The sequence below is a fragment of the Wolbachia endosymbiont of Drosophila bocki genome (genome assembly GCF_028982005.1).
Taxonomy (GTDB): Bacteria; Pseudomonadota; Alphaproteobacteria; order Rickettsiales; family Anaplasmataceae; genus Wolbachia; species Wolbachia pipientis.
The window spans coordinates 1-6,620 of sequence record NZ_JAPQLG010000196.1 but is presented as its reverse complement, the minus strand read 5'-3'; the positions used below and the strand labels follow the sequence as shown (position 1 = coordinate 6,620).

Annotated in this window: 5 protein-coding genes and 1 pseudogene; 5 read left to right on the top strand and 1 reads right to left on the bottom strand. The window is 37.7% G+C overall.

Annotated features, from left to right (window positions below; genetic code table 11):
* Positions 1 to 51: 51 nt before the first annotated feature.
* Positions 52 to 597: pseudogene (locus OZD61_RS04740) on the top strand (P44/Msp2 family outer membrane protein); the annotation flags it as partial.
* Between the two features lie 156 nt (positions 598 to 753).
* On the opposite strand, the gene prmC reads toward OZD61_RS04740, so the two are convergent.
* On the bottom strand, positions 754 to 1,593 hold the full coding sequence (gene prmC, locus OZD61_RS04735) for a peptide chain release factor N(5)-glutamine methyltransferase (RefSeq protein ID WP_077188468.1): 840 nt from the start codon (positions 1,591 to 1,593) through the stop codon (positions 754 to 756).
* Between the two features lie 885 nt (positions 1,594 to 2,478).
* On the opposite strand from prmC, the gene rpsL reads away from it, so the two are divergent.
* Genes rpsL through tuf form a run of 4 tightly spaced genes read left to right on the top strand, consistent with a single transcriptional unit; the run spans position 2,479 to position 6,619 of the window.
* A complete protein-coding gene (gene rpsL, locus OZD61_RS04730; RefSeq protein ID WP_007549314.1) occupies positions 2,479 to 2,853 on the top strand; it encodes a 30S ribosomal protein S12 in 375 nt (124 codons plus the stop codon).
* 5 nt (positions 2,854 to 2,858) lie between these two features.
* Positions 2,859 to 3,338: a 30S ribosomal protein S7 gene (gene rpsG / locus OZD61_RS04725; protein WP_274980033.1), complete on the top strand. Its 480-nt coding sequence runs from the start codon at positions 2,859 to 2,861 to the stop codon at positions 3,336 to 3,338.
* Positions 3,339 to 3,359: 21 nt separating this feature from the next.
* On the top strand, positions 3,360 to 5,435 hold the full coding sequence (fusA, locus tag OZD61_RS04720) for an elongation factor G (RefSeq protein WP_274980032.1): 2,076 nt from the start codon (positions 3,360 to 3,362) through the stop codon (positions 5,433 to 5,435).
* Positions 5,436 to 5,446: 11 nt separating this feature from the next.
* Positions 5,447 to 6,619: an elongation factor Tu gene (tuf, locus tag OZD61_RS04715; RefSeq protein ID WP_274980031.1), complete on the top strand. Its 1,173-nt coding sequence runs from the start codon at positions 5,447 to 5,449 to the stop codon at positions 6,617 to 6,619.
* The last annotated feature ends 1 nt before the right edge of the window (position 6,620 follow it).

Below are 6,620 nucleotides of genomic sequence, written 5' to 3'. Positions count from 1 at the left end.
ATAGATATACCTCTTTCTTAACTATGCTTATTTTACCTCATATTTTCGAGATCCTTAACAGGTTCTAATATTGGTTTAGCAAGTAGTCAAATAACTGTTTCATACCTAAAGGACATTGGTAAGGATGCTGGTAAAAAAACTTGTATCTATAGTGCTACAGTTAATCATGACCAAATTGAAAACATGTCTCTAATGGCAAATGTTTATCATCATTGGAAGAGTGACCGTTTCTCTTTTTCTCCTTATGTTGGGGTTGGAGTCGGTGCAACAAGAATGACAATGTTTGAAAAATCGTCAATAAGACCCGCAGGTCAATTAAAAGCTGGCCTTGATTATCACATAAACGAAGATGTAAATATGCATATCGGATATAGAGGTTTTGGTGCTATTGGTGGTGTTATTGGTGATGGTCTTAAACTTACAACGGATGCGCTTGGAGAAATTATAGATGATCCTAATAACAGGGATAAAAAGAAGCTTGATGATCAGAGTAAACCAGCAAATGCAGCAAAAGAAGATATAAATATAGGTAATACATCGTTTTACACACACGGTATAGAGGCTGGCCTTACTTTCCACTTTGCCAGCAAAGCTTAAACATGTTGCCCTTTTAAAAAATGCATAAAACCGTTCCTGTCATCCTATGCCTTGACCATAGTAAATATAGATCCAAGTAGTCACGCTACTTGGATGACTAGCTAGAGGGTACTGGGATGACATAGGATAATATGGGATGAAGGAAGAAAACATTAGCTATGTTTTTTGCATAACAATGCACCTCTTCATTCCTGCCAAATCATGTACATATTCCTGAAAAGCTAATTTGTATGAGGGTATTATTTTGTCAATATCATTTTGATCTTCACCTATCTCCAATATTGCAAACCCATTTTTTTTAAGGCACTTTTTCAATATTGGAAAAATACTCAAGTAACAGTTTAAACCATCAATTCCACCATCAAGAGCAATTCTTGGCTCTTTTTGCACTTCGGCTTGTAAGTCTTTTAATTTGCTTCTTTTAATATATGGAGGATTGCTAATTATCAGATCAAATGAACCTCTGCACTCTGTCCATGAGCTTGGAAATATTTTGGCTCTGCTGAGAAGATCATGTTTCTTTGTGTTCTGATAGGCAACTTTGTATGCTTCCAAGCTTTTTTCAAAACCGATACCAACGGCATATTCATACTCACTAAGTACGGATATCAATAAACAACCTGTGCCTGTACCAAAATCTGCAATTTTTAGTCTCTGCTTTTTATTTGGGTAATATTTTAACACTGTTGAGATTAATGTTTCACTATCTGGTCTTGGATCCAAAACATGCTGGTTAACTATAAAATTTTTACTCCAGAACTCACGATTACCTATTATTTGCGATATTGGATATCTTTCCGCTCTTTTTTTTGTTAATTTCCAAAATAAAAGTTCTTTCTCCATCGGCACTTGATCAGCATGGTTCATAATTATGAATGATCTTTCCACTCCAAGTACGTGCTGCATGATGATTTCACAATCTAAATGTGGTGATTCAACTTTATGTGACGATAATAACTCCGATCCCTCTTGAATTAAAGTGCTGATTGTTTTCATTATTCTAAAAATATGTTCCTTTCAGCCAAGAATAGCAAGATGAGCTTCCAGTTTAGGGTAGCTGCACTAAATCCCGGTGTCAAGCACGCAGCTGTACGAACATTGCAATTTGCAGATCCAAGTAGCTTGACTACTTGGATCCAGCTAAGTTGGTGAGCATAAAAGTATAGCTTCTACGTCATGCCGCCGCGGTGCTAACAAGAGATCCCGCTAACAAGCAGCGGGATGACGATTGTCGTTTAGCTATAAATGTTTAAGAAATTTACCAGATAAAAAAAAGGCAAAAGAAGCCCCATGGTTGGCTAATTACTTACGTTATACTTTCAAGTATGGCGTTTTTTTATTCTAAACGCTTAATAACCTCGATTTAGCTGCTTTTTAATGCAACTAACCTTTAGTCATAAATGTTTAAGAAATTTACTAAACAGAAAAAAAGGCAAAAGAAACCCTGGGGTAGCTAATTATTCACTATCCATTTTTTAAGTTGGCGTTTTTTAATGTTTTAAATGCTTTATAAGCGTATTTCAGCTTGTGTAGGTAAAAACCTAGAAATTTGATAAAGACATAAGGTGCACATAGCGCAAAAAATTAAACATGAGACGCCAGATACGTTGAGTTTTTTTGTCATTCAATCTGTACAGAGGAGATAAATAAATAGCTTCAGTTTCATGATAAGAGGGCTGGCAAAGGGTGTCAAGTAAGTTTTTTCGTTTCTACTGAATGATAGTTGTGGCTTGGGAGGTAGTGCAAGAAGTCTACTGATGGCTTTCAAGGCAGTTGAGCTTAATTATTAGAGTAGTAATGTTTATTTTTATATTGACTATTGAGGTTTATTATTTTATAACTAGAAACTTAGTTATTTTAATGAGCTTGAGTTTATAACATATGCCTACGATAAATCAATTAATACGTAAGGGTAGATTAGGATTGACCCATAAGAAAAAGGTACCAGCTTTGGGAAAAAGCAACCCTCAAAGGAGAGGTGTTTGCACTAAGGTGTATACTACAACTCCTAGAAAGCCTAACTCAGCACTCCGTAAAGTAGCCAGAGTAAAAATTAGTGGGTATGGTGAAGTGACGGCTTATATACCTGGTGAAGGTCATAATTTACAAGAACACTCTGTTGTTTTGATACGTGGTGGGCGGGTTAAAGATTTGCCAGGTGTGCGTTATCACATAATAAGAGGTGCCCTTGATCTGCGTGGTGTGCAAAATCGAAAGAAAGCTCGTTCAAAGTATGGTGTAAAGAAATCTGGTTAAAGTTTATGGCTCGTCGGAATAAAGCAAAAAAAAGAGAAATAAGTCCTGATTCGCGTTACGGCAGTGTTTTGCTGATGCGTTTCATTAATACAATCATGAAATGTGGTAAAAAATCTGCTGCAGAAAAGATTATCTATGACGCTTTGTCTTTAGCTGAAAAGAAAATAGGCGAAGGTGGGTTATCAATTTTTGAGACAGCAGTAGGAAATGTTACTCCTTCTATAGAAGTGCGTTCTCGACGGATTGGTGGTGCAACTTATCAAGTACCTGTTGAAGTTCGACGAGATAGAGCGGTTTCTTTAGCGTTAAGGTGGATTGCTAAAGCAACTTCTGCTGCTCGAAAAAAGAGTGGAAAAACCACTGTTGATTGTTTGCAATCTGAAATACTGGATGCTTATAATAAACGCGGTGGTGCGTTTAAGATGTGCGAAGAAAAATATAAAATGGCTGAAGCTAATAAGGCGTTTTCTCATCTTCGTTTTTAATGTTAGCTAATTAATTGTGATATGGAAATTGGAATATCTAAATACAGAAATATAGGGATAATGGCTCACATAGATGCTGGTAAGACTACCACAACAGAGCGTATTTTATTTTATACTGGTAAGCAAAATAGAATTGGTGAAGTGCACGATGGTGCAGCTTCTATGGATTGGATGGAGCAGGAAAAAGAGCGTGGTATTACAATCACATCTGCTGCAACAACATGTTTTTGGAATGATCATAGGGTCAATATAATAGACACTCCTGGTCACGTTGATTTCACTATTGAAGTTGAGAGATCTTTAAGGGTTTTGGATGGTGCAGTTGCTGTATTTGATGGAGTTGCTGGAGTTGAACCTCAATCTGAGACAGTGTGGCGTCAAGCTGATAAATATAGCGTTCCTCGTATCTGCTTTGTTAATAAGATGGATAGAATAGGGGCAAATTTTTATCGATGTGTTGATATGATAAAGACGAAGCTTGGTGCAGCACCTTTAGTTATTCATTTACCAATAGGGAGTGAGAAAGATTTCAAAGGTATAATTGACCTTATTTCTATGAAAGCCATTATATGGCAAGAAGAAACGTTGGGCGCTAAATTTTCTTATGAAGATATTCCTTCTGATTTGCTTGATAAGGCTCAAGAATATCGAAATCTTTTATTAGATGCTGCAGTTGAGATGGATGATGAAGCGATGAATACTTACTTTGAGTCTAATGATCTGCCAGTGGATTTACTGAAAAGATGCGTGAGAAATGGGACCATTAAAGGAAAATTTGTTCCTATGTTATGTGGATCAGCTTTTAAAAATAAAGGCGTACAACCACTTTTAGATGGTGTGGTTGACTTTTTACCTTCTCCTATTGATGTTGATGTAATTGTTGGAATTGATCCTAAAGATTCAGAAAAGAAAATTGAGGTCAAACCTTCAGAAAAAGAGAAATTTGTTGCTCTTGCATTTAAAGTGATGACGGATAAATTTGTAGGCAGCTTGACGTTTATCCGTATTTATTCTGGTAAATTAAAGTCTAAATCTACCGTTTCAAATGCGTTAAAAAACGAAACTGAAGGGATTGGCAGAGTGTTACTTATGCATGCAAATAACCGAGAAGATATAACTGAGGCTAGGGCTGGAGATATAGTTGCTTTAGTTGGGCTAAAGAAAACAACCACCGGAGATACTTTATGTTCTGTTGATTTTCCTATATTATTGGAGCGTATGGAATTTCCTGAGCCTGTTATTGAAATTGCTGTGGAACCTAAAACCACTTCAGATCAGGAAAAATTAGGTATTGCTCTAAATAGGTTGGTTGCAGAAGATCCTTCTTTGAGAATGTCAGTAAATGCGGAAAGTGGCCAGACTATATTGAAAGGCATGGGTGAGCTCCATCTTGAGATTATTGTTGATAGAATGAAGCGCGAATTTAACGTTGAGGCTAACGTCGGTGCTCCTCAGGTTGCATATCGTGAAACTATCACTAAATCTGTTGAAATTGATTACACTCATAAAAAACAATCTGGTGGAGCTGGTCAGTTTGCTAAGGTTAAAATAAAATTTGAACCTCTTGAGCCTGGTTCTGGGTTTCAATTTGAAAGTAAAATTGTAGGTGGTGCTATTCCAAAAGAGTATATTCCTGGGGTAGAAAATGGCTTGGAGTTGATAAAAGAAGGTGGTATAATTTCGGGATTTCCGTTGATTGATTTTAAGGCTACCCTTCTTGATGGTGCTTTTCATGAGGTTGATTCTAGTCCTTTAGCTTTTGAACTTGCTGCTAAAGGTGCTTTTAAAGAGATGGCAAATAAAGCTGGTCCAAAAATGCTGGAGCCTATAATGAAAGTTGAAATTATTACTCCTGAAGAATATATGGGTGATGTTATGGGTGATATAAATAGTAGAAGAGGAAATGTTGCTGATATGCTCGATTTAGGTAATAATAGTAAAATAATTACTGCTTCGGTACCTCTTGCAAATATGTTTGGTTATATCAACGTTTTGCGTTCTGTGTCTCAGGGAAGGGCGCAGTATAGTATGCATTTTTCTTGTTATGAGCAAGTGCCACAATATGTGGTTGATGAGTTAAAGTTAGAGTATAATTAAGGGTAATAGTTATGACAGCAGTAGTGGAAGCATTTGGAAAGCCGCATGTAAATGTGGGAACAATAGGACATGTGGATCATGGGAAGACGACGTTAACAGCGGCGATAACGAAGCATTATGGAAATTTTGTAGCGTACGATCAGATAGATAAAGCGCCAGAAGAAAGGAAGAGGGGGATAACGATAGCAACAGCGCATGTTGAGTATCAGACGGAAAAAAGGCATTATGCACACGTTGATTGTCCTGGACACGCTGACTATGTAAAGAACATGATAGTAGGTGCAGCACAGATGGATGCGGCGGTATTGGTAGTGTCGGGGGTTGATGGGCCAATGCCACAAACGAGAGAGCATATATTGCTGGCGAAGCAGGTAGGTGTTGGATATATCGTGGTGTATATAAATAAAGCTGATGTTGCTGATGCTGATATGATAGATTTAGTAGAAATGGAAGTGAGGGAATTACTGAGTAGATACGGATTTCCAGGGGATGAAGTGCCTGTGGTGGTTGGTTCAGCACTCAAGGCGCTGGAGGATGACAGCAGCGAATATGGAAAGAAATCAATAGACAAATTGATGGAAAAGTTAGATGAATATGTAGCGGTTCCACCAAGGCCTGTGGATTTACCATTTTTATTGCCAATCGAAGATGTATTTTCGATATCGGGGCGAGGAACAGTGGTAACAGGAAGAATAGAGAAGGGAGAGATAAAGGCGGGAGAAGAGATAGAGATAATAGGTCTGCAAGCGACGCAAAAGACGATATGCACAGGTGTTGAGATGTTTAAGAAGTTGCTGGATAAGGGAAGTGCAGGACTCAATGTAGGAATATTGTTAAGAGGAACAAAAAGAGAAGAAGTGGAGAGAGGGCAAGTATTAGCGAAACCGGGGACGATAACACCGCATAGAAAGTTTAAGGCGGAGGTTTATGTATTAAAGAAAGAGGAAGGAGGAAGGCATACACCATTTTTTGCGAATTACCAGCCACAGTTTTATTTAAGGACAACGGATGTAACTGGGAGCATAAAATTGCTAGATGGGAAGGAGATGGTAATGCCAGGAGATAATGTGAGTGTAGAAGTAGAATTGCAAGTACCGATAGCAATGGATAAGGGATTGCGTTTTGCGATAAGAGAAGGCGGTAGAACTGTTGGTTCTGGTGTTGTTTCTGAAATTTTGGAGTGAG